This window comes from Planktotalea frisia, assembly GCF_001890925.1.
In the GTDB taxonomy this organism is placed as follows: domain Bacteria; phylum Pseudomonadota; class Alphaproteobacteria; order Rhodobacterales; family Rhodobacteraceae; genus Planktotalea; species Planktotalea frisia.
Genome location: NZ_MLCB01000130.1, coordinates 1 through 25,169 on the forward strand (window position 1 = coordinate 1; position 25,169 = coordinate 25,169).

27 protein-coding genes are annotated in these 25,169 nt (G+C 53.9%); 7 read left to right on the top strand and 20 right to left on the bottom strand.

What is annotated here, in order from left to right; genetic code table 11:
- The 4 genes from PFRI_RS09680 to PFRI_RS09695 all read right to left on the bottom strand — a co-directional run.
- Positions 1-244, bottom strand: a 244-nt coding sequence (locus PFRI_RS09680; protein ID WP_483878467.1) for an IS66 family transposase, incomplete at its 3' end; no start/stop codon positions are given.
- A 59-nt stretch (positions 245-303) separates the two neighbouring features.
- Positions 304-654, bottom strand: a complete 351-nt coding sequence (gene tnpB, locus PFRI_RS09685; RefSeq protein ID WP_072630505.1) for an IS66 family insertion sequence element accessory protein TnpB — start codon at positions 652-654, stop codon at positions 304-306.
- Positions 651-1,046 carry an IS66-like element accessory protein TnpA gene (gene tnpA / locus PFRI_RS09690; RefSeq protein WP_072630506.1) on the bottom strand — a complete coding sequence of 132 codons (396 nt, stop codon included), beginning with the start codon at positions 1,044-1,046 and terminating at the stop codon, positions 651-653. Before tnpA ends, tnpB begins: the two co-directional genes overlap by 4 nt.
- Before the next feature lie 186 nt (positions 1,047-1,232).
- Positions 1,233-1,883 (bottom strand): RluA family pseudouridine synthase, encoded by a 651-nt coding sequence (locus PFRI_RS09695; RefSeq protein WP_072630507.1) that lies wholly within the window; start codon positions 1,881-1,883, stop codon positions 1,233-1,235.
- Positions 1,884-1,959: 76 nt separating this feature from the next.
- Here PFRI_RS09695 and PFRI_RS09700 point away from each other — a divergent pair, with 76 nt between their 5' ends.
- Positions 1,960-2,370 carry a nuclear transport factor 2 family protein gene (locus tag PFRI_RS09700; protein WP_072630508.1) on the top strand — a complete coding sequence of 137 codons (411 nt, stop codon included), beginning with the start codon at positions 1,960-1,962 and terminating at the stop codon, positions 2,368-2,370.
- On the opposite strand, the gene rarD is transcribed toward PFRI_RS09700, so the two are convergent.
- The 9 genes from rarD to PFRI_RS09745 all read right to left on the bottom strand — a co-directional run bounded on the left by rarD (position 2,367) and on the right by PFRI_RS09745 (position 11,805).
- Positions 2,367-3,263 carry an EamA family transporter RarD gene (gene rarD, locus PFRI_RS09705; RefSeq protein WP_072630509.1) on the bottom strand — a complete coding sequence of 299 codons (897 nt, stop codon included), beginning with the start codon at positions 3,261-3,263 and terminating at the stop codon, positions 2,367-2,369. The two genes, PFRI_RS09700 and rarD, sit on opposite strands and share 4 nt — an antisense overlap.
- A gap of 132 nt (positions 3,264-3,395) precedes the next feature.
- Positions 3,396-5,837, bottom strand: coding sequence for a GcvT family protein (locus PFRI_RS09710; RefSeq protein WP_072630510.1), 2,442 nt, complete (start codon positions 5,835-5,837; stop codon positions 3,396-3,398).
- Positions 5,838-5,850: 13 nt separating this feature from the next.
- On the bottom strand, positions 5,851-6,747 hold the full coding sequence (locus PFRI_RS09715; protein ID WP_072630511.1) for a homocysteine S-methyltransferase family protein: 897 nt from the start codon (positions 6,745-6,747) through the stop codon (positions 5,851-5,853).
- Entirely contained in the window at positions 6,747-7,187 is a 441-nt protein-coding gene (locus PFRI_RS09720) for a hypothetical protein (protein ID WP_072630512.1), read from the bottom strand. Before PFRI_RS09720 ends, PFRI_RS09715 begins: the two co-directional genes overlap by 1 nt.
- On the bottom strand, positions 7,184-9,634 hold the full coding sequence (locus PFRI_RS09725; protein ID WP_072630513.1) for a GcvT family protein: 2,451 nt from the start codon (positions 9,632-9,634) through the stop codon (positions 7,184-7,186). Before PFRI_RS09725 ends, PFRI_RS09720 begins: the two co-directional genes overlap by 4 nt.
- Positions 9,635-9,643: 9 nt before the next feature.
- Positions 9,644-10,027 carry a GFA family protein gene (locus PFRI_RS09730; protein WP_072630514.1) on the bottom strand — a complete coding sequence of 128 codons (384 nt, stop codon included), beginning with the start codon at positions 10,025-10,027 and terminating at the stop codon, positions 9,644-9,646.
- The gene (locus PFRI_RS09735) at positions 10,024-10,644 is read right to left on the bottom strand and encodes a LysE family translocator (RefSeq protein ID WP_072630515.1); all 621 of its coding nucleotides are present in this window, start codon (positions 10,642-10,644) and stop codon (positions 10,024-10,026) included. Before PFRI_RS09735 ends, PFRI_RS09730 begins: the two co-directional genes overlap by 4 nt.
- A 10-nt stretch (positions 10,645-10,654) precedes the next feature.
- The gene (locus PFRI_RS09740) at positions 10,655-11,227 is read right to left on the bottom strand and encodes a helix-turn-helix domain-containing protein (protein WP_072630516.1); all 573 of its coding nucleotides are present in this window, start codon (positions 11,225-11,227) and stop codon (positions 10,655-10,657) included.
- Positions 11,228-11,343: 116 nt separating this feature from the next.
- Positions 11,344-11,805 (bottom strand): free L-methionine (R)-S-oxide reductase MsrC, encoded by a 462-nt coding sequence (locus tag PFRI_RS09745; protein ID WP_072630543.1) that lies wholly within the window; start codon positions 11,803-11,805, stop codon positions 11,344-11,346.
- 70 nt (positions 11,806-11,875) lie between these two features.
- Here PFRI_RS09745 and PFRI_RS09750 point away from each other — a divergent pair, with 70 nt between their 5' ends.
- The 3 genes from PFRI_RS09750 (at position 11,876) to PFRI_RS09760 (ending at position 14,629) form a co-directional block, all read left to right on the top strand.
- Positions 11,876-12,223 carry an STAS domain-containing protein gene (locus tag PFRI_RS09750; RefSeq protein WP_072630517.1) on the top strand — a complete coding sequence of 116 codons (348 nt, stop codon included), beginning with the start codon at positions 11,876-11,878 and terminating at the stop codon, positions 12,221-12,223.
- Complete coding sequence (locus PFRI_RS09755) at positions 12,216-12,698, top strand: ATP-binding protein (protein WP_170124852.1); 483 nt, start codon at positions 12,216-12,218, stop codon at positions 12,696-12,698. The genes PFRI_RS09750 and PFRI_RS09755 overlap by 8 nt, the downstream gene beginning before the upstream one ends.
- A gap of 353 nt (positions 12,699-13,051) precedes the next feature.
- Positions 13,052-14,629, top strand: coding sequence for a gamma-glutamyltransferase family protein (locus tag PFRI_RS09760; protein WP_072630518.1), 1,578 nt, complete (start codon positions 13,052-13,054; stop codon positions 14,627-14,629).
- Here PFRI_RS09760 and hspQ read toward each other — a convergent pair.
- A complete protein-coding gene (gene hspQ / locus PFRI_RS09765; RefSeq protein WP_072630519.1) occupies positions 14,626-14,952 on the bottom strand; it encodes a heat shock protein HspQ in 327 nt (108 codons plus the stop codon). The two genes, PFRI_RS09760 and hspQ, sit on opposite strands and share 4 nt — an antisense overlap.
- 84 nt (positions 14,953-15,036) lie before the next feature.
- Here hspQ and PFRI_RS09770 point away from each other — a divergent pair, with 84 nt between their 5' ends.
- On the top strand, positions 15,037-15,918 hold the full coding sequence (locus PFRI_RS09770) for an AEC family transporter (RefSeq protein ID WP_072630520.1): 882 nt from the start codon (positions 15,037-15,039) through the stop codon (positions 15,916-15,918).
- 89 nt (positions 15,919-16,007) lie between these two features.
- On the top strand, positions 16,008-16,595 hold the full coding sequence (locus PFRI_RS09775) for a transglycosylase SLT domain-containing protein (RefSeq protein WP_072630521.1): 588 nt from the start codon (positions 16,008-16,010) through the stop codon (positions 16,593-16,595).
- Here PFRI_RS09775 and PFRI_RS09780 read toward each other — a convergent pair.
- The 4 genes from PFRI_RS09780 to PFRI_RS09795 form a co-directional block, all read right to left on the bottom strand.
- Positions 16,592-17,197, bottom strand: a complete 606-nt coding sequence (locus tag PFRI_RS09780) for a LolA family protein (RefSeq protein WP_072630522.1) — start codon at positions 17,195-17,197, stop codon at positions 16,592-16,594. The genes PFRI_RS09775 and PFRI_RS09780 overlap by 4 nt on opposite strands.
- 78 nt (positions 17,198-17,275) lie before the next feature.
- Positions 17,276-20,407, bottom strand: coding sequence for a DNA translocase FtsK (locus PFRI_RS09785; protein WP_072630523.1), 3,132 nt, complete (start codon positions 20,405-20,407; stop codon positions 17,276-17,278).
- A 15-nt stretch (positions 20,408-20,422) separates the two neighbouring features.
- Entirely contained in the window at positions 20,423-21,601 is a 1,179-nt protein-coding gene (locus tag PFRI_RS09790; protein ID WP_072630524.1) for an aminotransferase class I/II-fold pyridoxal phosphate-dependent enzyme, read from the bottom strand.
- Positions 21,602-21,711: 110 nt separating this feature from the next.
- Entirely contained in the window at positions 21,712-23,040 is a 1,329-nt protein-coding gene (locus tag PFRI_RS09795) for an amidase (RefSeq protein WP_072630525.1), read from the bottom strand.
- 42 nt (positions 23,041-23,082) lie between these two features.
- Here PFRI_RS09795 and PFRI_RS09800 point away from each other — a divergent pair, with 42 nt between their 5' ends.
- Positions 23,083-24,342: an FAD-dependent monooxygenase gene (locus tag PFRI_RS09800; RefSeq protein ID WP_175549246.1), complete on the top strand. Its 1,260-nt coding sequence runs from the start codon at positions 23,083-23,085 to the stop codon at positions 24,340-24,342.
- On the opposite strand, the gene PFRI_RS09805 is transcribed toward PFRI_RS09800, so the two are convergent.
- The gene (locus tag PFRI_RS09805) at positions 24,339-24,524 is read right to left on the bottom strand and encodes a Trm112 family protein (protein WP_175549247.1); all 186 of its coding nucleotides are present in this window, start codon (positions 24,522-24,524) and stop codon (positions 24,339-24,341) included. The genes PFRI_RS09800 and PFRI_RS09805 overlap by 4 nt on opposite strands.
- Positions 24,521-25,165 carry an LON peptidase substrate-binding domain-containing protein gene (locus PFRI_RS09810; RefSeq protein ID WP_072630526.1) on the bottom strand — a complete coding sequence of 215 codons (645 nt, stop codon included), beginning with the start codon at positions 25,163-25,165 and terminating at the stop codon, positions 24,521-24,523. Before PFRI_RS09810 ends, PFRI_RS09805 begins: the two co-directional genes overlap by 4 nt.
- Positions 25,166-25,169: the final 4 nt, after the last annotated feature.

Here is a 25,169-nt window from a genome sequence, read left to right on the forward strand (position 1 = left end):
CCGCTTCCAATTCCTCAAGCTGCAATTCCAGCTGATCAATCAGCCGCGCGCGACGCTCGGAGGAGATGCCGTATTTGTCGCGCCGAAGCTTGGCGATCTCCAGCTTCAATTCTTGGATCATTGCGTCCGTGCAGGAGGCCAGGGCGCGGGCCTGCGCCAATTCGGCTTCCGCAGCCTGCGCACGGGCGGTCTGCACGGCAAGTGCAGCGCTTAATCTGGCAATTTCGGAAGCGGCGTGTGACATGGCAAATATTTACCACAGAAGCCGTTAAACGCCAATAAAAACAGGCGCTTCAGAACGAATTATCCAGCCGCTTTGGGCCTTTGCGTCCAGCGTGGATTGCGCCAATCGATCCCCTCGAGAAGATAGCCCAACTGCGCCGCAGATATCGCAACCGCCGTCCCGTCTTGGCTCACCGGCCAGATGAACTTCCCCGCCTCAAGACGCTTCAAATATAACGACATGCCCACCCCGTCATGCCAGAGCAGCTTCACCAGGTCACCTTTGCGGCCTCGAAAGCAAAAGATCTCGCCCGCATGCGGATCACGCCCAAGCCCCTGTTGCACTGTCAGCGCTAAAGTATTCATGCCTCGACGCATATCCGTCACACCGCCTGCAATCCACACCTTCGTACCCGCCGGAAACGCGATCATGACCACACCATCAAGCCGTTGAGCAGATGCGCAGCAGCTTTCATGTCAAAACCTGACGGGATCGCCACACGACACCGCGGGCCAAGATCAATAGTCATCACAGGAGCTTGGGGCGCTGGCGCAGTGTCACAGCCATCGAAAGCATCTTCGATCTTCGTAACACGCAAAAATTGCAGGCCAGAACCAAGCAATCCATTCTTATGGCGATAACGCCAATCGTAAAGCTGAGACCGCGATACCTCATGGCGTCGTGCTACCTCAGCCACTGTTACGCCGTCGCCAAAGCTTTCCTCAACGATACGGATTTTTTTGTCATCTGACCAACGGCGGCGACGGCCGGTATCAGAGACCGACAAAACTTGAATGCGGGGGGTGGCTTCGTGTGCGTCCATAAGGACACTCGATAAACGATCTCACAGCCCAGCAGCCAGACGGCCCTCGGCGGAGGTTTACGATCAGAATAGATAAGGCACATAAATTGCATGGTATTTCCTTTGGTTTGAAACAGACGCAACGCACGTCTGTACACCCTAGACGGATGAACCTTAGCGAAACCGACACTTTTAGCGAAATTATTTCTAAAAAGGCGCCTTGGCGCGAAATTTATGGGTCGCGCCGCCATCAGGATGCTTCACGCGCAACTCCTCAGAATGCAGCATCAAGCGCGGATGATCTGCTAACGCAGAACCAAAGGCGTAAAATGGATCGCCCAAGATCGGATGCCCAAGGGCGAGCATATGCACGCGAAGCTGATGCGAGCGCCCTGTTCTGGGTGTCAAACGCACCCGCGTTTCATTATTTCCATAACGCATTACACGGTAATCCGTATGCGCGTTCTTGCCTGTTTCGTGACAGACCATCTGCAAAGGACGATTCGGCCAATCCACGATAAGCGGCAAATCAACCGCGCCAGTCTTCGGCTTCAACAACCCAGCCACACGCGCCACATAGGTCTTTTGCGTCATGCGTTTTTCAAATTGCAGCCCCAAGTGCCGCTGCGCATGACGGGTCAGCGCAAAGACCATGACGCCAGATGTATCGCGATCCAAACGATGCACCAGCAGAGCCTGCGGGAACACCAACTGGATGCGCGCGATCAAGCAATCCGCAAGCTCTTCGCCCTTCCCTGGAACGGATAACAAACCAGCAGGTTTGTTCACGATCAGCAGTTCGTGATCATCGTGGATGATGTCCAAAGGATCGTTCGGGGGATAATACGCTGAGCTCATGCGCCCTCGTCTCAGATGCGCGCCTTCTTTTCAACCCGACATCTTGCGCTTAGGCTAAGCAACAAAGGAGTTTCCAATGCACCCCACGATCACCACCATGCAAGAGGTCGTCGCCAAAGGCGATGACAGCAAGATCGCGCCTTTGCTTGCGGAGCAGGTTAAATTCATGCCGCCGACCTATTTCGCCACATGGACGGGGCGCGATGCAGTGGCAGCTGTATTGGGTCACGTGGGTCAAGTCTTCAGCGATTTCGAGTATCGCCGCGTGATGGGCGAGGGCAAGGATTGGGCGCTAGAGTTTCAATGCAAGATCGGTGATCTCGATGCGGTGGGTGTTGATCTGATAACCCTCGATGATGAAGGTCTGATTAAAACGTTTGAGGTCGTCATGCGCCCCCACAAAAGCATCGGCGCTTTGCGTGAGGCGATGAATGCACGCGTTATGAAAGACCCAGCATTCCTGAAACACAAAGCTGCGCTTAGCTAGTTTTTCGCGCGCATCTGACGCACCATCGATGTGGTGTAGACGATCAACGCCAGCCAGATCAGCGGAAACGCAATCGCACGTGCACGGCCAAACGGTTCATCAAACACAAAGACCGCGATCAGGAAGATGATCGTTGGGGCGATGTATTGCAGGATGCCGATAGTTGAGAGGCGCAGTAGTTTCGCGCCATTCGCGTAAATCATCAGAGGCACGGCGGTGATCACCCCGCAGCCGAGCAAGAGCCAAGTGTTGGTGCTAAGCGCTGCCTCAAAATGCGATGTGCCCTGCGTGCTGAGATAAGCCACATAGGCCAGCGCAAAGGGGAGCAGGATCAGAACTTCCAGCAAAAACCCTTGGTTCGGCCCAATCGGTAACTGCTTCTTGCCGAGCGCATAAAATCCCCACGTAAACATCATGCCCAGCGCCGCCCACGGCAGGCCACCCCCATCAATGACCAGCACCAGAACCGCTGTCGCCGCCAATCCAATCGCCACCAATTGCGCACGGCTCAACTTTTCACCCAGCAAAAGCGCACCCAGCGCGATACTAAACAGCGGGTTCATGTAATAGCCCAACGCCGCTTCCATCGCGTAACCTGCGGTGACGGCCCAGACATAAATTCCCCAATTCAGAGAAACCAATGCAGCTGTCACACACGCCATGCCGAGCATCTTAGGCGTTTTCAAAGCCGTCAGAACATCCTTCGTTCTGCGCAAAATCAGCAACACAACAACGGCAATCGGCACAGACCAAATGATACGATGCGCGATGATCTCAGCGGGTGGAATATGCGCCAACAACTTGATGTAAAGCGGTAAAAATCCCCACAAAAAGTAAGCGGTCAAAGCAAAGGCAAGCCCTTGGGGCGTATCTACGTTCTCGCGTTGTATCATATCACTGCCCTAACGCTGAAAACCTATCAAGCCAATGCGCAACTGCTTTGTCTTCCTCTCTTTTTAAATATCCCGGGGGTTGCGGGGGCTGGCCCCCGCACCGGTCGGATCGCGCAAGCGATCTGAAAGACCTCAGACTTTTACACGCTCGGACTTTGGGTCATAAAACGGCTTGGACGATACTTCCGCCTTCACGCGGGTGCCAGCGACATCAATCTCGAATGTCGATCCCAGCACATCTGCCAATTTCTCACCCTTGCACGGAATATACCCCATGCCCATCGCGGCACCCTCATGGTGGCCATACGCACCAGACGTCAGATAGCTCACAATCTCACCATCGCGCAGCACGGGTTCTGCATGATACAAAAGCGGCTCGGGATCGCTCAGTTTGAACTGCAACAGACGCATATCAAGACCGTTCTCTTGCTTGGCAATAATCGCTTCACGCCCGATGTAATCCGCCTTGTCCTTCTTCACCGCAAAGCCAAGACCTGCCTCCATCACATGATCCTCAGACGTAATATCATGCCCAAAATGGCGGAAGCCCTTTTCCATCCGACACGTATCCATCATGTGCATGCCACACAGACGCATCCCCATCTCCAGACCCGGCTCCGCCAAGGTTTCAAACACATGCCCCGCCATATCGGCAGAGACGTAAATCTCCCAACCCAGCTCCCCCACATAGGTCACGCGATGCGCTCGCGCGAGGCCCATGCCGATCTCGATCTCTTGCGCTGTACCGAATGGATTGCTGTCATTGCTAAAGTCATTCGGTGACACCATTTGCAGCAATTCGCGCGAACGTGGACCCATGATCGCGAGCACACCTTCGCCCGTAGTCACATCTGTGATCACTACATTGAAACCGCCTTGATTGCGGCGCAGCCATGTCTCGTCCGCCAAGCGTGTCGCAGCAGGTGTAACAACCAGATAAGCCGTCTCCGTCAAACGCGTCACAGTCACATCCGCCTCAATTCCACCTGAGCGGTTCAGGAATTGTGTATAGACGATCTTACCATTCGCAACGGAGTAATCACCGCCGCCGACGTAGTTCAAGAACGCCTCTGCATCGCGCCCCTCAACACGGATCTTACCGAAAGAGGACATGTCATACATGCCAACGCCTTGACGGACGGCCATATGTTCCTCGCGCACGTTGTCGAAGAAATTTTGACGTTGCCAGCTGTACTGATACTCAGGCTCTTGTGCTTCGCGTGCGAACCAATTGGCGCGTTCCCATCCCGCGAGTTCGCCCATAACAGCCCCGCGTTCCATCAAGTGATGATGGAAAGGCGTGCGACGCACTCCACGTGCGGTTTTCTTCTGTAGATAGGGGAAATGATCCGCGTAAAGCAGACCAAGCGTCTCTTTAGAACGCTCGAATAGATAGGTTTTGTTGCCTTGGAACGGCTGCATGCGGGAGATATCCACATCGCCCAGATCAAACGGCTTTTGACCTTCATCCATCCACTGCGCGAGCGCAGATCCTGCGCCACCAGCGGACTGAATACCGATGGAGTTGAAACCAGCCGCGACCCAGAAATTATCAAGCTCAGGTGCGAGGCCGAGGTGGTAGGCGTCATCCGGCGTGAAGCTTTCCGGCCCATTAAAGAACGTGTGAATGCCTGCTTCGGCCAGCATCGGAAGACGCTCGACAGCGGCTTCTAGGATCGGCTCGAAGTGGTCGAAATCCTCGGGCAGTTGATCAAATTCAAAGTCCTTCGGGATGTCCAAAGTCCAAGGTTTGGACACAGGCTCAAACGCGCCCAAGAGCATCTTGCCTGCGTCTTCTTTATAATACGCACACTCGTCAGGGACACGCAGCACAGGCATTTGCGTGAGGCCCGGAATCGCTTCGGTCACGATGTAAAAGTGCTCGCAAGAATGCAAAGGCACGTTTACGCCAGCCATACGCCCGATGGAGTGACCCCACATGCCGCCACAGTTGACGACATGCTCCGCCTCGATCGAGCCTGTCTCGCCGTTCTTATCTTCCCACGTCACACCCGTTACACGACGACCCTCTTTGTGGATATCCGTGACGAGATACCCTTCCTTAACGAGCGCCCCATTCTGGCGCGCGCCTTTCGCCAAAGCATGGGCGATATTCGCCGGATCGCCTTGACCGTCTAGCGGCAGATAAACGCCACCTTTGACACCATCAATGTTAAGGTGCTCATACTTTGCTTTCACTTCAGCAGGCGAAATCGGCTCTGCCTCAACCCCGAAAGAGCGCGCCATTGCGGCTTGGCGATTGATCTCTTCGAGGCGTTCTTCGGTCAAAGCGACAGTGATCGAGCCACAGCGTTTGAAACCCGTCTCTACACCGGTCTCAGCCGCAAGATTGCCGTAGAGTTCCTGAGAATACTTCGCCAGTTTCGTCATGTTCTTCGTCGCGCGCAGCTGCGCGATCAGGCCAGCGGCGTGCCATGTTGTCCCTGAGGTGAGCTGTTTGCGCTCCAGCAAAACCACGTCTTTCCAGCCAAGTTTGGCAAGATGATAGGCGACAGAACATCCAATGACGCCGCCGCCAATAATGACAACGCGGGCTTTTTCAGGAAGAGACATCGACGAGTTTCCTTTAGACAATAATATGCCCAGCCGCACGAAGGCGCTTGGCAATTTCAGCGATATGAGCGGGGCTGACTTCACAGCAACCACCCACGAGTGTGGCACCCTGATCCACCCACGCCATCACATGATCAGCGTAGTGTTCAGGGGTAAAATCATGACGCAAAGTGAGCGCATCAACAGTGGGGCGTTCTTTCAAGAATCCCTCGCTGATTTTGGTAAATCCATTGGCATAAGCGCCGTAGGGCAAGCCCGTTTTAGCAAGCTCACGCAACGCAGCAGGGATCACTTCGGGGGCGGAACAATTGGCTAGAACTGCAACAACGCCCATGTCAGCCGCAATCTGCGCAGCCTCTGCCACAGGTTCGCCAGAGCGCAATTTGCTGCCGTCTTCATCATTCACAGAGAACGCACAATAGATTGGCAGGCCAGCAGATTTTGCGCCCTCAATGATGCAGCGCGTATGATCGAGCGAGACAACTGTTTCGCAGATCACCAGTTCGGCCTTGCCTTTGAATTGCTCCGCCACTTCACGGTAGAGCGGCACGGCAATATCAGCGCTCGGGTGAATATCAGGACGATAGCTTGCACCCAAAGGACCAAGACTGCCAGCAAGACGCCCTGAGCCATGTGCCGCAATAGCATTTTGACCCTCTTGCAGCGCCATCGCGTGCAAGGTTTCGAATTTATCTTCTATGCCAACAGGAACGAGACGATCACGCTGGATTGCGTAACTATTGAGGGTTGCAATCGTCGCGCCAGCGGCCAAAAAATCGCGAGAAACTTCCGCGACAAGACCAGGTTTGTCCATCATAACTTGTGTGGACCAAAGCGCTGTTGGGCGGTCGCCAGCACGGTGCACAAGTTCTTGCCCCATGCCGCCATCAAGAAGCGTAATATCAGTCATCAGATCTGTCCTGTCAGTAAAAAGAATGTCAATGCCGCCGCATAACACCAGTCCACAACAACGCAACCGCTTATGTACCAGCCAAAGAACGGTGTACCGTGGCCGCGATGTTTCAACAGATCCCAAACACCGTGTCCGAAGATGCCAGCGATGACGAGCCAAGGAGTGGTGAACAGGCCGACAAGGCCGAACAATGCCAGAAAAATCGAGACGCGGAGTTCTAGTGAGAAATGGTTTCCGCTACGCCATGCAGCAACGGGATACGTAAAGAGCATCGCGATCAAGAAGAAGACCGCGATGCCCCAGATGTATGAATGCGGCAGAGCGAAATGACTGATCGGAATTGCGATGACATAGAACGTCGACGCGGCCTTCAACCAAAGGAAGGCACGCGAAAACGGGCTGTCATGCCAGTCAATATCGTCTGCCACTAGGCTCACGCACGCAATCTTTCGTTCGCAGGATCCCACATCGGTTGATCTTCCTGAACGGTCACGCCGTAGCGCGCACCAAAGATCTCAACCTCCAGTTTCGTGCCCGGCTCAAGCAAGTCCGCGCGCAGCATCCCAAGTGCGATACATTTGTTTGTCCGATACCCCATGGCAGAGGAGGTGACTTCGCCAACAACCTCATCACCGTTCCAAATTGTGGACATGTAAGGCGCATCAAAGACGCAGGCGTCGTCGATGGTCATAGTGACAAACCCCTTCTTACGACCTGATTGCTTTTCGCTCAGCAACGCGGCTTTGCCCGGGAAGTCTTGCGGTTTGTCAAACTTGATGAAACGCTCATGACCACCCTCAAGCAAGGTGTAGTCAGTGGACAGATCACCTTTCCAAGCGCGGTAACCCTTTTCGATACGCATGGAGTTCAGCGCATACATGCCAAAGGGCGTTGCGCCTGCGCCGATCACAGCATCGTAAAGTGCTGGCATATGCGCGTTCTCTGCGTGGATTTCCCAACCGAGTTCCCCAGCAAAGCTGACACGGTTCAGCGCGCATGGTTTGCCCGCAACTGTTGCGGATTGGTGTGTAAGCCAACCTGTTGAGAGGTCCGCATCAGTGCCAATCGTCTCGAAGAGTGTGCGGGACTTGGGGCCCGTAACGATGAGCGTGGAAAACTCCGTCGTGTGATCCGTCAGGGTCAAACCCGCAGGCAGGTTTTTGTTGAGCACATCAAAATCATGCCACTGCGCGAGCGCGGCGGTGATTAGCGTGAAATGATCCTCACCGTGACGCATCACGGACATTTCTGTCAGGATACGGCCTCGGCTATCAGCGAAATACGCGAGGTTCATGCGGCCGACTTTTGGCAAAGCGCCAGCGATCAAACCGCGCAAGTATTCTGCGGCACCCTCGCCCGTAAGATTGAAGCGAGAGAAGCCCGGCAGATCGAGCACACCGACGCCATCGCGCACTGCTTCGACTTCTTCCTTGATGCGCTGCTCCCATGGGCCATTACGCTCCCATGTTTGTGTGCTTTCTTCGGATGTGTCGTCGCCGTCTTTGGCAAACCAATTCGCGCGTTCCCATCCATTGAAGGCACCCATTTGGCCACCAAGCTCCCGGATCTTCGCATCAACTGGCGAGAGCTTCTTATCGCGACCCGCTGGCCATTCGTGATGCGGGAAGTGCATCGCGTATTCGTGGCCGTAGGTCTCCAGCGCTTTCGCAAGGCAGTGATCGTGATCGGTGTAATCGGTGTAACGACGCGGATCGACGGCCCACATGTCATCTTCTGTTTCGCCGTGCATGATCCATTCCGACAGGACCTTACCCGCGCCACCACCTTGAGCGATGCCGAAAGTGAAGGAATGGCCTTCAAACGCATTCGGACAACCCGGCATTGGGCCGATCATCGGCAAGCCATCAGGGGCATAGGGGATAGGTCCGTTAATGTTACGCTCGATCCCACCTTCGCCGAGTAAAGGAACACGCTCCATCGCATCAGTAATCTGATATTCGATCCGCTCAAGGTCGTCTGGATAAAGCTGGAAAGAGAAATCTTCAGGCATCGGATCTTCGGGCGTGACCCAGTGGGCCTTACAATTCCGCTCGTAAGGGCCGAGGTTCAAACCGTTTTTGTCCTGACGCAGGTAGTAACTGATATCCACATCGCGCAGCAGCGGCACCTTGTGACCCTTTTCCTTGGTCCATTCCTCAAGTTCCGGCAGTTGGCCTGTCAGGAAGTATTGATGGGACATAACAACCATCGGCACTGTGCGTCCGCCATGCGGCTTGAACATCTCACCAACGCGCTGCGCATAATAACCCGCACAGTTCACCACCTTCTCGCAGCGAATATCACCTTTGTCGGTCTTCACGATCCATTCATCACCATCGCGATCAATACCTGTTACAGGGCAGAAGCGTTCAATCCGCCCGCCTGCATCACGCGCGCCTTTGGCTAAAGCTTGGGTTAATTGCGCCGGATCAATGTCACCGTCTAAAGGATCCCAAAGACCGCCCGTCAGATCATGGGTTTCCATGAAAGGATGCAATTCCTGCATCTCTTTCGGGGTCATGATGTCCATTTGCAGACCTTGATAACGCCCCATGCCTGCGACACGCTCAAACTCTTGCATCCGTTCTTTGGAATGCGCCAAACGGATTGAGCCGGTAACGTGGTAATTCATCGGATAATCAACATCGGTCCCCAGCGTGCGATACATCGCGGCGCCGTAACGCTGCATGTTCATCACCGCCCAAGAGCCCGCAAAGTTCGGCACGTTGCCAGCCGCGTGCCATGTGGAACCCGCAGTCAATTCATTCTTTTCCAGCAGCACACAGTCTTTCCAGCCTGCTTTGGCCAAATGGTACAAAGTGGACGTGCCGACGACACCGCCACCGATAATGACCACACGGGCCGTTGTTGGAAAATCTGACATGTTTGCTCCCTAGTTTTCGCTTTGCGGAACGTTGTCCGCGATATTGTAGTAATCGCCTTTGAAGGCGGTAAAGATGTGTTTGCTCGTCTCGATGCCAGTCGCCCCGTCAATCGTGCCTGACATGACCGAGATGGCACCGTTGTCGGCTTCATGCTTCCAAAAAAGCGATGACCCGCATGTGTTGCAGAACCCACGTTTTGCTTCTGGCGTGGATTGGAACCACGCAAGCGTCGCGTCCTTGGTGATTTTGAGTTGGTCTGGCCCAACCTGCGTCGCCGACACATAATGCCCGCTGGTTTTGCGACACTGCACGCAATGACAGGCAACCGAAGGACGCAGATCGCCGCTCAACTCAAAAGTGACACCGCCACAAAGGCAGCTTCCCGTTTTCATGCTGTTTTTCCCATGTTCGTACTCCCCAAAAGCACACCGTAAACAATGAAACACGCCGCCATTGCGCGGCGGACCCAGACGTTGAATACCGCACCAAGTGCTGCGCGACCGATGCCTGCGCCAAGCGCAGTAAAGCCGCAATAACTCAGCGTAGTCAGGAAGAGTGCTGTCGGCACGATGACACTCATTTGCTCCCAAATGGGCACACTTGGGTCTACGAATTGGCTGAACGCGGCCAAGTATCCTGCCACACTTTTTGGATTGATCACCGCGATCGCCAGCGCGCGCATGTAGATAGAGCCTGTTTTTGGCGGCAGTTTAGGCACGGGTTTGCGCGCGTATATCAAACCTTTGATACCCAGCCAGATCAGCCAAGCCGCCCCAATATATTTCGCCATTAAAAAACCTGTTTCAGAGGCCGCGATAAGCGCGGTCACGCCCAGCGCTGACAGCACCAAGAAAAGCGTCGCTTGCGTCAATATCCCTGCAACGCCCCAAAGACTTCGCACGAAGCCAAGTTGCATCCCATTCGTGATGCAATTTAGTGCATTTGGCCCCGGCGTGGTTACGAACACGACCCAAAACAGTGCGAAAATCGTCCATGCCTCGAAACTCATGCGCGCATCCTCAATACACCGGTGGCGCGATCACCCAGATCGCAACAGCTGGTTCAGAATATGGATTCGCCCATTGATAAGACGCACCTTTGATGCGGAAACTATCCCCTGCGCTGACTGTGAACGACTGCCCGCCAATCACCAGATCAAGCTTGCCCGACACCAGATACCCCACTTCTTGCGTGGGGCGTGTCACCGCCTCTTCCATGGTCGCACCGGAATCAAAGGTGGAATGCACCATCTCGAAATCATCGGTCAAGTCTGGAGACAGCAGTTCTTCAACCAACCCCTGTTCTTTCGAACCTATGGGACGGCGCGCATGCTTGCGCACGATGATCCCCGCTTCTTGGGCTGGGGTTTGTGCTTGCCCAAAAAGAATGGAAACTGGCACTTCAAGCGTCTTCGCAATCTGCTTGAGATCGAAGACCGACGGCTCTGAGAGATCGCGCTCGACCTGAGACACCCAGCCAACAGAGCGATCCAATGCGCTCGCCAAATCGCTCAACGTCAAACCACGCGCTTTGCGCAATGCCCGCAGGTCTGCGCCGAGGCTTTTGGTCTTGGTTAAATCCGATTGGATCATGTGCGATTCGAGGCTTTCGTGAAAAATGGTTCCTATTTTTCACCAAAGCTGAACACGTATGAAAAATCAAAGGTTTTTTTCACGGCGATTAGATTTGTTAAAGTGCAAGAGGTGATCTAGCGAACGAGTGCGAAGACTTCGCTCAAAAGATGGCTCAAATTATCTGCATCTTCCTGAGTAAACGCATCGGGTTGATCGCTGTCGATATCGAGTACGCCAAGCAATCGGCCAGCTTTATTTTGCACAGGAATAACCAGTTCTGAACGGGTGGAACTCGCACATGCGATATGTCCCTCGAACATATCCACATCGGCGACCAACTGTGTTTCTCTTTTGCGCGCAGCTGCGCCGCAAACGCCACGATTGAATGGAATAACGAGGCAACCATGTCCCCCTTGATAGGGCCCGATCTTAAGAAGCTCCGGTTCAGTGACGCGGTAAAAACCGGTCCAATCAAACCGCGCATCGCTATGGTGCAACTCGCAGACAAAAGTCGCCATCAACGCGATTTCATCAGTCTCATTACTGGTCAAAGACAAGATTGCTGCGCGTAAATCTTTGTAGTTGATTTTAGTCATGTCGCTCACCGAATCGTAACCAATTGCTTCTAGCTGTGATCGCAGGTTTTCCAAAACAGGCAAGATTAAGATGAACATTACAAGCGAAACGACTGGCGATCTTCAGATTTTAACTGTCCACGCGCAACGGATTGATGCCGTGGCGGCGATCCAGTTCAAAGATACCGTGCGCGAACTCACCGCCGACCAAGATACGGCTGTGGTGCTCGATTTGTCTCAGGTGGATTTCATTGATTCAAGCGGGCTAGGCGCGATCGTTGCGTCGATGAAGCAACTTGGTAAAGAACGCCCTTTGCATCTCGCTGGATTGACACCGATTGTGTCGAAAGTGTTTGCCTTGACGCGAATGGAACGTGTTTTCAAGATTTTCAAATCACCACATGAAGCCGTCCAAATAGATGAGGCTAAAAGTGCCTGATGGCTCTTTTATAGAACCCATGCATCTCATGCCAAACACACCTGCGCAGCCTGATATTCATTTGGTCTTCCCTGCTACGGAAATATCTGTGCGGCGCGCTTTGTTGTCATTGCGCGCCTCTCTAAAGGCACTGGCGGTTGATGATCTCACAATTGGCACGGTTGAAATTATTTTGGCCGAGGTTGCGAATAACATTGTCGAACATGCCTACCCGTTGAATGTCAGCGGCACGGTAACATTGGCCTGCACCAAAGCCGAACAAGAGCTGCGATTTGAGGTCTGTGATCAAGGAAAACCCTTGCCTGGTGGCGAAATCCCTTCGAAAAAAGAGCACGATCTTGAAGCCGACAGAAACCAGCTACCAGAGGGTGGATTCGGTTGGGGCTTGATCCGCGATATGACAACGATGCTGATGTATAAGCGCGACCAAGGTCGCAACATTCTCCGTTTCAGAGTAGCTTTCGCTAATATCTAAGAGCGTTCATGCGCGATGACCAATTCACGCGCGACTCATAGCGCGAGAGAATCGCTGCGCTAAGCGCACAGCAGCGCAATCTGGAGTAGCAAATTTTACCGCCTGCCGACCGATGGTAGCACTATATTATACGACGCAGCCGAATGACCAAATATTGCCTCATTCACACCAAACATCGGCCCCGAAGCATAGTCATACCCATTCTTGTAGCTGCATATAGCTTCATTCCAGCGTCGCGTGTTAATTGCCCCCACCCAGTACGCGACGCTGGGAACCTCCCTCAAACAAGTTGATTGATTGGCAAGTTGGATGGTCCGACCTATGCTCTCTCTTAACTTATTGAGAGAGACGATATGCGCGATTTTCATTTCCCTGGTCGTTCCGAAGTTTTTGCAAGCAATGGCATGTGTGCAACCTCGCATCCGTTAGGGGCTGCTGTAGGTATCGATATTCTTAAACGTGGCGGCTCAGCGATGGATGCTGCTATCGCGGGGGCCTTCGTTCTGGGCATTTGTGAACCGCAAATGACAGGAATAGGCGGTGATTTGTTCGCGCTGATTTCGCCTGCGAATTCCAACAAAATCCATGCTTACAACGGATCCGGTCGCGCGCCTGCTGCCGCAAGTGCTGAAAACCTGCGTGCGCAAGGGCATGAAACCGTCCCACTTTTTGGCGCCGACGCTGTGACTATCCCAACAGCGATGCACGCCTTTGCCGAAATGAGTGAAAAATGGGGAAAACTTGGGCTCGATGTGTTGCTCGCACCGACAATCCACTACGCGCAAGAAGGTGTTCCCGTCGCGCCGCGCGTTGCGTTTGACTGGTTGGATGCGTCCAAAGCACTGCAAGGCGCGGGTAAAACCCACTACTTGATAAACGGCAAAGTGCCAAAAGCAGGCGAAATATTTCGTGCGCCCGGCCAAGCTGAAGTTTTAAAGCGGGTCGCGAAAGATGGCGTCAAAGCTTTCTATGAAGGCGAAATCGCAGAAGATATGCTCAACGCGCTAAACACGCTTGGCGGAGTCCACACTGCGAGCGATTTTGCAAATGTCAGCTCTAACGAAACGACACCCGTTAGCGGCACATACAAAGGTACAGAATTGTTCGAGCATCCGCCAAACGGCCAAGGTGCGACGGCAATCTTGTTGCTCAATATCTTGAAACACTTCGACATCGCTGCGATGGACCCATTTGGAACCCAACGTGCGCACATCGAAGCAGAGGCGACGAAGCTTGCCTATGATGCACGCAATCGCTTTCTTGCCGATCCGGATCACACGACAAAACTTGACCACATGCTTGCGCCTGAAACTGCGGAAAAACTTGCGGCTTTGATTGATCCCAAGCGCGCAATGCCTTCTGCGGCAGCCCTCAGCGAAGCGGTTCACAAAGACACGATCTACATCACTGCGGTGGATCGCGACGGCATGTCCGTTTCTCTAATTTATTCTATTTTTCATGGATTTGGCTCTGGCATCGCCTCTGAGAAATTCGGAATTCTGCTACAAAACCGCGGTGCTGGTTTCACGTTGGAGCAAGGTCATCCCAATGAGCTGGGCGCAGGAAAGCGACCCATGCACACGATTATCCCGGGGATGCTGGCTGAAAATGGAATACCGACGATGCCCTTTGGTGTGATGGGCGGCGCCTATCAACCCAATGGGCACGCACGTTTCCTTTCAAATTTGAACGACTTCGGCATGGACGCGCAAAGCGCGATTGATGCACCCCGCGCCTTTGCAGATGGCGGTGTCCTCAAAATAGAGAAGGGTTATAGCGAGCAAGTGCGCGCAGAATTGACCGATCTTGGTCACAAAATCGAAGTGCCTAACGGACCTATTGGTGGCGCTCAGTCGATCAAGATAAGTGAAAATGGCGTTCTCATTGGCGCATCTGATCCAAGAAAAGACGGATGCGCGTTGGGCTATTAATTCAGCTGGAAATGCAACGGATAGGTCCCGTCTTCGATGGGGCCGAACAGATCCTCGATATCAGGGTGGTCCACAGGTTCGCCTGAATAATCAGCGATCAGGTTTTGCTCTGACACATACGCCACATAATAGCTCTGATCATTTTCTGCGAGCAGGTGATAGTAGGGCTGCTCACGTTTGGGCCGACTATCCTCAGGAATCGCATCGTACCACTCTTCAGTATTGTTGAACGTCGGATCGACATCAAAAACCACGCCGCGAAACGGGTGCTTTTTGTGTCGGACGATTTGCCCGAGGTGATATTTTGAGTGCGCGATCATCATTGCATTGCAGCTCCTACATTTGGTTAGTACCCAATTCAAGGGCGTCTTGTCCAATTTTTGAGCCATTTTTCAGGGAAACAGTTTGTGATCATCTTTGTGACAGTGCTTGAGATCGTCGCGCCCGTTTTTCTGTTGGCGTTGATTGGGTTTAGCTGGGTGAAACTTGGCTTTGAGTACCGTGTCGAGTTCGTCACACGGCTGGCGATGACACTTGCCGTGCCCTGCCTGATCTTCACAGCATTGATGAAAACCGAGATTAACCCGAGCGCATTAACCACGCTTTTGATCGCCAGCATCGCTGCCCATGCAGCGATTGCGGCGATTGGGGCGATTGGGTTTTGGGCGCTGAAGATGCGTCAGCAAACCTATCTCGCGCCATTTACCTTTGGAAATACTGGCAACCTTGGGCTGCCTCTCGCGCTTTTCGCTTTTGGCGCGGAAGGGCTTGGTTATGCGATGATTGTTTTTGCAGTCTCTGCGATCTTTTCTTTTACGTTCGGGATTTGGGTCGTGTCTGGTGGTGGCAGCCTGATGAAAGCGCTGAAAGAACCGATGGTCGGCGCGACTTTGCTGGGGACTTTGTTCTTGTGGCAGGGGTGGCGTACGCCTGATTTTTTCACCAATACGCTTGATCTGATCGGTCAGATGGCGATTCCTTTGATGCTGATCACACTTGGTGTTGCGGTTGCCCGGCTGAAACCGGGGCGCATAGCGCAGGCATTTGTTCTGTCGTTTGTAAAATACCTCGTTTGCGCGGGTGTCGCTTTGGTGATTGGTCTCGCGCTTGGGCTTAGCGATGTTCCGCTCGCAGTTCTAATCCTTCAAACCGCCACCCCTGTCGCCGTCACCGCCTACCTTCTTGCCGAAAAATATGGTGGCGATTCGGAGGCGGTTGCAGGTTTGGTCGTCGTGTCCACGCTGATGTCCGTTGCCGCAATACCGCTGTTGCTGACGTTTCTGCTTTAGCGTGCAGACCTCAAGCGAAAGTCATTTTGCATCGCAGCATTTTACGCTATTATAAAGAAAATATAAAAATAGTACAAAGCGAGAGGCCAATGAGCAGATTCTTTCGCGCCCTGGTGATTTTGAGCTTGGTCGCATCTTGCGGCGGCGGCGGAGGAAAGTTTTCCGCGCCCCGAAACCTTGATAATGCGTGCAGTATCGCAAAAGAGCGACCTGCCTATATGAAAGCCTTCAAGAAGGCAGAGCGCAAATGGGGCGTTCCCATTCATGTGCAAATGGCCGCCATGTATCAAGAAAGCAAATTCATCGGCGATGCGCGCACGCCGTTGAAATACACGCTTGGCGTCATTCCGATGGGACGTCAAAGTTCTGCGTTTGGCTATGCCCAAGCGCTTGATGCCACGTGGAAAGAATACCAGGTCGATCAGGGCAAACGCTCTGCGAGACGTGATCGTATTGAGGACGCCTCAGATTTTATGGGGTGGTACATGAATCTTAGCCGTGAACGTAACGGCATTTCACTCAATGATGCGCGCAATCAGTATCTGGCCTATCATGAGGGTCACACCGGCTATAAGCGCGGCAGTTTTTACGGCAAGAGCTGGCTGATGCGTATCGCGGGTGAAATCGACGAGCGCTCGTTCAAGTACAAAAACCAGCTAAGAGGCTGTCGCGTTTAGCGATCACTGCCCTGAGGAAGCGCGGAATCAGGATTGAACAATAAATTGTTCATCCGCGCTTTCTTGTCCAACTCGCCCAAAATCACTGTCGTGCGATTGCCACCATCATCATTGATGACCCATTGGCGCAACTCGACAGGGTTAGCCGTGAACACCAATTCGATGTTGCCGTATTCTGGATGCTCTGGATCTTGCGCTTTGACTGTCGTGGATTTGCCATCGCTCTTGTGACCCACCACCATACGCGCGCGAGAAAGATTTACGTTCTTCGCCAAGATGATCGACAAAGGTGTGCGCGCAAGCGGGTAAGTTTCAGGGGGCTCATTGGTTTTGGGATCATAGATCACCACAGCGCCGCCACTTGCCAGAACAAGCTGTTTGTCAGGCGGGTTATACTCGAACCGGATGCGTCCGGGCCGCTTGATATAGATCGTCCCGGTAGAAATCGTGCCATCGTCATTCACTTGCGTGAACGCACCTTTGGCGGTCTGAAGATTGTTCAGATAATTCGAAATCGCATTCAGCGAGATTTGCTGCGCAGCGGCAGGCAATGCAGTGGCCAGCACGATCGCAACAGCGGGGAGGAGCGTTCTAATATTCATACAACCTACTTAACCATTCCAACGCACAGGTACACCCCACGCCATTCTCACGAATGTGAGAGCGGCGAAGGACTGCCGTTATTGCGCTTCGGGAACGAGTATCTCACGTTTACCCACATGGTTTGCAGGGGAAACGAGACCTTCGTCCTCCATTTGCTCAACCAAGCGCGCAGCTTTGTTATAGCCAATCGCCAGTTTGCGCTGGATGTATGACGTCGAACATTTGCGATCCTTAACCACAATCGCAACCGCGGTATCATAAAGCGCATCTTCGCCATCGGTGTTGCCACCAAGGCCCAGAACCGTGTCGATGCTGCTTGCCGCATCTTCTGACGGACCTTCAACAACACCGCTCATGTAGTTTGGCGGGCCGTAACCTTTGAGGTGGTTGACGATTTCTTCAACTTCCTCATCGGACACGAACGGGCCGTGGCAACGCGTAATCTTTGCACCACCTGCCATGTAGAGCATATCGCCCATACCAAGCAGTTGCTCAGCACCCATTTCGCCCAGAATTGTGCGGCTGTCGATTTTTGAGGTCACTTGGAACGAAATACGCGTTGGGAAGTTCGCCTTGATCGTACCTGTGATAACATCCACGGACGGACGCTGTGTCGCCATGATCAAGTGGATACCAGAAGCACGCGCCATCTGCGCAAGGCGCTGAATGCACGCTTCGATTTCTTTGCCGGCAACCATCATCAAGTCGGCCATCTCGTCGACAACGACCACGATGTAGGGCATTTTCTCTGGCTGCGTCTCTTCCGTTTCGAAGATCGGTTCACCCGTTTCATCGTCAAAACCCGTCTGCACGGTGCGCGAGAACATTTCGTTCTTGCCCAGCGCATCCGCGACACGAGAGTTATACCCATCAATGTTACGCACGCCCATTTTGGACATTTTGCGATAGCGCTCTTCCATCTCGCCCACAGTCCACTTCAACGCGACAACCGCCTTTTTCGGGTCGGTCACAACAGGACTTAGAAGGTGTGGAATGCCGTCATAGACGGAAAGTTCCAGCATCTTCGGGTCGATCATGATCAGGCGGCACTCTTCCGGCGTCAGCTTGTAGAGCAAGGACAAGATCATCGTATTGATCGCAACCGATTTACCTGAACCGGTTGTACCCGCGATCAAAAGGTGGGGCATCTTGGCAAGGTTGGCTACGATAGGATCGCCACCAATATCTTTGCCCAAAGCGAGTGGGAGTTTCTGCTGACCATCGCCAAAGTCTCGGCTTGAGAGGATCTCGCGCAGAACAACCTTTTCACGGTTCTCATTCGGGAGTTCGATACCGATCACAGAGCGACCCGGAACAGTAGATACACGTGCGGACAAGGCAGACATGGAGCGCGCGATGTCGTCAGACAGACCGATAACGCGGGATGCTTTGAGGCCCGGCGCAGGCTCAAGTTCGTACATGGTAACAACCGGACCAGGGCGCACAGAAACGATTTCGCCTTTGACCCCATAGTCATCCAGAACCGCCTCAAGCATACGCGCGTTTGCTTCCAGCGCTTCATCGCTGAGGTGATGACGCTGCACAGTGCTGGGGCTTTCCAACAGGTTAAGCGGTGGTAGCTCGAACGCCTCTTTGCTGTCTGCAAATTTCAACGTTGGCTGCGCTTCGGCTTTGGCCCGTGTAGAGGGTTGCATGGGCTTGCGCTGCGCGTGTTGCACGACGCTTTTGGGCGCAGGCGCTGGAACTGGATCAGGCAGCGGTGCAAACGTCGCAATCTCTTCTTCCGTGACAAGCGGCGCACTTTCAAAGCTTGGCACATCTGCAAGTTCCGGCGTCGGCAAGTATTCCGTCGGCATCGCATCAAAACTTGTCACAGGCGCTAGTGTCGGCTCAGGCATCGATGCGGCAGGTGCAACGTAGGCCATCGGTTCCTGCGGAACAGGCTGCTCAAGGGGGGGCTGAGTTTGATAAGACGCGCTTAGAAATGCCGGGGCTTGCGCCACCGGCTCTTGCATAATCGGTGCTTCAACAGGTTCCGCAGGTTCAGCGACCGCCTCCATGCGTGCGGACGTAAACGCCAATGCGCTTGGCTCTGCCATTTCTGCCAAAGGCGGTTGCGCAATCAAAGACGCGCTCAAAGGTGGTTCAACACGCATATTCGGCAGAGTTGTGTCCACAACAAGCGGGATCGGGCCACGACTGCGCGACTTTGCAGGATGCGAAGATACAGGTGGTTGCGTGACCATATGGTTGCGCGCGCGGCTCTTAATGACGTTGGAAATCTTGCTCTTGATGCGATCATCCGTTGGCATTTCGGCATAGTTTTCGAGCGCTTGTTGCTCTACCAATTCCGGCTCTGGCATCGGATCTGCGCGTTTGATTAAAGACGGCATGCGCGCCAAAAGGCCGAGTTTCTCTTTCTCGGGAGCAGGCTCTGGCTCTTCGTAAACGGGTTCGATCACAGGCTCAGATGCAATGTGGCTCATACGTGGTTCATCGGCGAGACGGCGCGCGGCGCGCGCTTCATCTTCGGCGCGCAAAGCATCGCGTTTTTCTGTTTGGCGCGCCTGCAAAGTGCTTGCAGCGCCAACAGCCCCTTTTGCGCCTTTGCCGATCAAGCGCATCGCCATCATATAAGTCACGACAACGCCAATCGCGAGGAACCGCGCACTTTCTTTTAGCTCATAGCGAGTGGCGCCAAGTACAAAAGCGAGCATCGCAACCGTCGCAATCGCTAGGAAAAAGGCGATCAATTTCAAGCCAACAGTCGCGCTGAACGGCAAGAACGTCAGGAAGGCACCCAAAACAGTATCGCCGAACAAGCCACCAAGGCCAAAGGTGTGCGTCCAACCTGCACCGGGAACGAGCGAGGACATGTAAACCGCACAGACAACAACCGCGATGGGTAGGAAAATAATACGGCCCAGCGCGCGTTCAGCGCCAAAGTGCAAAACGAAACGAACGCCCCAACCAAGAGAAACAACAGGAATAACCCAAGCCGCTTTGCCAACGATCATGAATAAAGGTGCGGCAATCGAGGCGCCCAATTGGCCGAGCCAGTTTTGCACAGGCGCATCCGTCGCAGACAACCAGCTCGGGTCCGTGGGCGTGTAAGAGCCAACAACCATCGCCGCCAAAATGCCAAAGATAATCAACGCGGCGCCGATCATCTCTTTACCACGCTTTTCAATCATGGCCTGCATGTTGCTGTCCAAAAGCGGATCGCGTCCCCGTGCCTGATATGCCATTCGGTTTCCTCGTTTTTATGCGAATAGGCAGTCGCGGATTTGGATTAATCCCCGCTGCATTTCGTCTTTTGGGGCCACCATGGCGACCCGGATATATTCTTTACCAGGATTGCCTTGATCAGTGTCTTTGCTGAGATATTCGCCCGGAAGAACGCGCACGCCCGTTTCTTTCCACAGTTTCAGAGCAGCCTCTTCGCCGTCCTCAACAGGAAGCCAAAGGAAGAAACCTGCTTCTGGCCCTTGGTAGCCTTGAACAGTTCCGAAAATCTCATCCGCGATGCGGTATTTTTCTTGATATAGCGCGCGATTTTCATCGACATGCGTGTCATCGGCCCATGCTTTTTCAGCCACTTTCTGAAGTGGCAATGGAAGCGGCGCACCGGAATACGTGCGCAATTGTTTGATGCGCGCGATGCTCTCGGAACCGCCTGCCACAAAGCCAGAGCGCAGGCCCGGCATGTTTGAGCGCTTGGACAACGAGTGAAACACCACAACGCGTTCGGGATCAGCACCCATATCTTGTGCAACCTTCATTGCACTTGTCGGGGCCGTACCGCGGTAAATCTCAGAATAGCACTCATCCGCGAAAACTTGGAAATCATACTGCTCAGCTAAGGTGATCAAATCGCGCCAGAACTGCTCATCCGCGACAGCGCCCTGCGGATTCGCAGGCGAGCACATGTAAGCAATTGCGGTACGTTTCAACACATCTTCAGGCAGCGCCTTGAAATCAGGCAAGTGATTGGAAGCAGACGTCGCATTGACGAAGTGTGGCTCGGCTCCCACAGAAATCGCAGCAACCATGTAAACTTGGTAAAAAGGGTTGGGCGTCAGAACGAGCGGCTGCGCACCGTTCTTTGTCTCGGGGCACAGCGCCATAGCAGCATTGTAGAGCCCTTCGCGCGTGCCATTGAGCGCCATAATTTGAGTATCAGGATCAACCTCCGCACCAAAACGGCGCTGCATCCAACCCGCGATAGAGGCAAGCAACTCTGGGCTGCCATCATTCGGCGGGTATTTATTAAAACCTGCGGCATTCTCGGCGATTACGCCCGAAACCCAATCAGGAAAGGCATGTTTCGGCTCGCCAATGGTCATATGCACCACATCACCGCCCGGTGTATGATGGTCCAAAAGCGTGCGTAAACGCGGAAATGCGTACGCCGGAAGGTTCGAAAACCGCTCGGGAAACATAGTTAACTGCCTCAATGTCGGGATCATAGGCGCCCCGTTGAGACTAAAGTAACCTAAGGCTGTGCCTCGCGTCCAACAAAAAGCGCAAGTTTAAGAAAGACTTGTGGCTTTTAGGCCAGAACCGCTTCTGATGCGGCACCGATGCGGAGCAAACGCTCCTCTTGGAAGGGCAGTGTATTGAGCATGATTCCACAGCTTGGCGCGCCTGTCGGCAAGGTTAACGCACAGCAGCCCATGAGGTTGCCGATACGCGTATTGCGCAAAGCCGCGAGGTTGCGTTCCACATAAAACGCTTCATCGGCTTCGAGGTCAGCAATTTGGGGGGGCATGATTGCGCAAGACGGCATGAGCACCGCGTCAAATCCTGCGATGCGTACGTTCCAAATGTCGCGCAGCGCGTTCAGGGCTTCCCAAGCAGCGACATAATCAGGTGCCGAAAAACTTGCACCTGCGCGAAAACGTCCCAAGACTTGCGCATACATAACATCCGGGTTAGCTTCGATGTCTTTGCGCCACATACCGTAGGCTTCCCCGGGATAAAGCGGACCTGCGTTCGAGATTGCCTCGACCACTTCGGGCGCTTCGATTTCGGTGATCTCTGCGCCTGCCGCTTTGAGCTTGGCGACAGCAGCGTTGAAGGCCGCGAGCGGTTCAGGCGCCACGTCATCCAGAGCCAGTGTTTTCAAAACTGCAAACCGCGCACCCTTGAGCGTCGCACCCTTCAAATCAGCGGCGCTTGTGCCCTCCAAAGATGCCAGCGCGAGGGCCGCATCTTCAACCGTGCGCGCTAAGGGACCGACTGTATCAAAGCTTTTCACCAAAGGAACAACGCCTTTGAGCGACACACGCCCAGCAGTGGTTTTCAAACCGACAAGGTCATTCCAGCATGCGGGCAAACGCACAGAGCCGCCCGTGTCAGAGCCAATCGCAAGGGGGGCAATGTTATGCGCAATCGAGGCCGCAGCACCAGAGGATGATCCGCCAGAGACCGCATCAGGATCATGTACACAAGGGGAGGTCGCAGTGATCGGGTTATAGCCGAGACCAGAAAAAGCCAACTCGCTCATGTGGGTTTTGCCGATGCAAACGGTGCCCATCATGGTTGAGGCGCGCAAGACTTCGGCATCCTCGTTCGGCACACGATCCTTGAGCAAAGCGCTGCCTGCTTCAGTCGCGATTCCAGCCGTATCAAACAAATCCTTCCAACTGATCGGAACGCCATCAAGCGGGGACAAACGCTGACCTGCTTTGGCGCGCATACTTGCGGCAGTCGCCTCAGCAATAGCGCGCTCAGGCGTGAGGCGCGCATAGATGCGGTGGCTCATCGGGTGCGCGGCGGCGGCATCGAGATAGGTTTGCGCCAAATCAACCGGATCAATCTCACCCGCGTCAATCCCACGGCCAAGTGCCGCAGCGCTCATCTTTAACCATTTTTGCATCGCAATTCTCCCTTTCATCGCAGGGTAGCGACAGAGACGCGCATGGACAATCCTGCGCGCGCACCCATATTGAAAGTCATGGAAATTGATAGCGATCTCATCATTGTTGGCGGCGGTCTGAACGGCCCTGCTTTGGCACTTGCGGCGGCCCAAGGGGGACTGAGCAGCACGGTTATTGACGCGCTTCCTGTAGGTGATCGAAAAGCGCGTGGTTTTGACGGGCGTTCTTATGCGCTTGCGCTTACGTCGCAGCGTTTATTGAGCGCGATTGGATTGTGGGACGGCTTGGCTGATAACGCACAACCCATGCTCGAGATAAAAGTCACCGATGGACGCGCGGGCGAAGGGCCTTCGCCGTTTTTCCTGCACTTTGATCATGCAGAGATCGAAGAAGGACCGATGGGCTATTTGGTCGAGGACCGTTATCTGCGCCGTGCTTTTCTGGACGCGATGGAGGCGGAGCCGCTGATCACATTGCGCCATCAAGAGAGGGTTGTTGCACAGGATACCTCTGATGGCGCCTCAGTTACGCTCGCTTCGGGCGAAGTTTTGAAGGGTCGTGTTCTGATTGGATCAGATGGACGGCGGAGCGGCACAGCCGAGCGTGCAAAGATAAAGCGCACAGGTTGGGGCTACGGTCAAACCGCACTTGTCTGCGCGATTGAGCATGAAAAACCCCACGGCGGCATCGCACATCAGTTCTTTATGCCCTCTGGTCCCTTGGCGATTTTGCCGCTGACGGGCAATCGCAGTTCTATCGTTTGGAGCGAAACCGAGGACAATGCCAAACGCATCAATGCGTTAGAGGATGCCGATTATCTGAATGCTCTGCGCCCTGCATTTGGCGATTTCCTAGGCGAGATCAAACTCGCGGGCACGAGGTTCACCTATCCGCTGAACCTGACGATTGCGAATAGCTTCATTGGCGCGCGTTTGGCGTTGATTGGCGATGCTGCGCACGGCGTGCATCCGATTGCGGGGCAAGGGCTGAACGCTGGTTTGCGAGACGTGGCAGCTTTGGCAGAAGTGATGATCATGGCTGTGCGTCGCGGTGAAGATATTGCGTCACCACTTGTTTTGGAGCGCTACCAGCAATGGCGCCGCTTTGATACGGCAACGCTCGCTATGGCGACAGATACGTTTAACAGGTTGTTCTCAAACGATATCCCGATTTTGCGCATGGGGCGTGACTTGGGAATGGGGTTGATCAATTCTGTCCCGAGCTTGCGCCGTAACTTTATGCGTGAAGCAGCAGGGCTCACAGGCGATCTGCCAAAACTGATGACAGGGCGCGCGCTCTAGAGCTTGCGCGCCTCATCAATCAGCATCACAGGAATGCCGTTGCGAATAGGAAACGCCAAACCCGCTTTTTTCGAGATTAACTCTTGCGCAGCAGCATCATAGTCCAAACGACCTTGAGTATGCGGGCATATCAAAGCCTCTAACATATGCGGATCAAAGGCTGGGCTGTCTTGATCAATCATTGCATCATTTCCTCTGCATCCCCGCCACGCAGGAAGTACTCGATCAGCGTCACCAAGGTTTCGCGACGTGTTGATAGGCTCGGCGCTTCCAAAAGCGCCTGTTTATCTTCTGGTTCAAATTCGAGCATCATAGAGAGCGAATTTACCAACAATTCGTCATCCGCATCCTTCAACATTTCCCAATCGGCGCTAAGATCGCGGTAAGTGAAGTATTTTGAGAGAAGGTTCAGGAATTTCTCGCGATCAAAAGCCACGTCACGCTCGGACGCTTTGCGATCTTGCTCGAACCCATCCCAGTTCACTTCAATACGGCGATAAGGTGCGAACCCATCGACTTCACCCAAAAGACGGAAACGCGAAACGCCAGCAAGCGTAAGCATGTATCGCCCGTCTTCTGTTTCAGAAAACTGGGTAATACGACCAGCACACCCGATGGTGTGAAGACCCTTTTCGTCGCCAGCACGACCCGGATTAGGCTGGATCATCCCAATGAGCCGCCCTTGTGTTTTCAAAGCATCATCGATCATCGCGAGATAGCGCGGCTCAAAGATGTGCAAAGGCAAGCACGAACGCGGCAAAAGCAGCGCGCCGGGCAGAGGAAAGGCCGGAAGCATGTCCGGAAGGTCACCGATTTTTATCATATAA